This window comes from Mycobacterium sp. 1245801.1 (genome assembly GCF_001673055.1).
In the GTDB taxonomy this organism is placed as follows: Bacteria; Actinomycetota; Actinomycetes; order Mycobacteriales; family Mycobacteriaceae; genus Mycobacterium; species Mycobacterium europaeum_A.
Genome location: NZ_LZKY01000146.1, coordinates 1 through 1,153, shown reverse-complemented (window position 1 = coordinate 1,153; position 1,153 = coordinate 1). Strand labels below are relative to the sequence as shown.

The 1,153-nt window shown below is 72.9% G+C and carries 1 protein-coding gene and 1 pseudogene; both read left to right on the top strand.

All coding sequences use genetic code 11. From position 1 onward, the window contains the following. Positions 1–30: 30 nt before the first annotated feature. Positions 31–666, top strand: a pseudogene (locus A5622_RS29585) (two-component sensor histidine kinase); the annotation flags it as partial. Positions 667–869: 203 nt separating this feature from the next. Then, entirely contained in the window at positions 870–1,115 is a 246-nt protein-coding gene (locus A5622_RS08825; protein WP_232002802.1) for a hypothetical protein, read from the top strand. Positions 1,116–1,153 lie beyond the last annotated feature (38 nt).

Below are 1,153 nucleotides of genomic sequence, written 5' to 3'. Positions count from 1 at the left end.
AATTGCAGGTCGGCCCGGTGCCGCGGGCGGCTGCGTCCGCGGCACCTGCCGCACCTGGGCATCTCGGCCCGCTCGGCCGCGGTGTCGGCGATTGTTGTGCTGTGTGCGCTGGCCATCGCCGGCGCGGGACTGGACGCGATCCTGTACCGGTCGCTGCTGGCGGGCGTCGATTACGCCACCGCCGAACGGGTCCGCGATATCACCAAGGCGCTGCAGGCCGATTCGTTCGACGACCTCGACAACGCGCTGCTGCACACCGACCAGCGGGTGGTCGCGACCCAGTTGATCGGCCCGGACGGCACCGTGGTCAGGCGGTCCGGCTCGGCGCCGAAAACGCCGCTGGTCTCGCCGGATCAGTTCGACTTCAACCTGCGTCGCGGCCTGCCCGACGACGCGGTGGCCGGCGACGACATGCGGGTCAGCGGCCAGAAAGTCGCGACCCGATCAGGTGTCTACACGGTGCTGGTGGGCGGGGGCAGCGAGGCGGTCGAGGGGACCGCGCGGGCCCTGGCGATCCTGTTGGCCTGCAGCGCGCCGGTGATTGTCGCGGTGGTGGCGGGGGCGACCTACTGGCTGGTGCGCCGCTCGCTGCAGTCGGTGGACGCGATCCGGACCAGGGTGGCCGACATCTCGACGTCCGATCTGGCCGAGCGGGCCGAGATGCCCAGGTGCGGCAGGTGCCGCGGACGCAGCCGCCCGCGGCACCGGGCCGACCGGCCACCGAATGTGCGCACGCCCTTGATTCTGCAGGGCCGCGTGCTCGCAGAGAACACCAAGCTCAGCGCGCTCTCAGCGCCCTCTCAGCGCCGCCGTCCTAGGCTGACACCGTCATGCTTGGTACCGCCCGCTCTTCGCGTCGTCCCGACCGGGTGATCACCCGAGTGCTGGTCAGCGCGGCGATGCTGGTGGGCCCGGCCGTGCTGGTGGCGGCGCCGGCCGGCGCCGACCCCAGCCCATTCAGCACCCTGCACTCGAGCTGCAACGACACGGCCCCGGCGGGAAGGGACGCGCTGCTGCAGGGAATCCGGCGCGGCATCGCCGACTGGTCGACCGGCGCACCGCACACCTCGGCGCGCACCACGTGCGCCGCCCGGCCGACTCCGACACCCCGCTGATCGCTCAGCCGCTGTCGGCGCCCGACGGCACGGCCGGG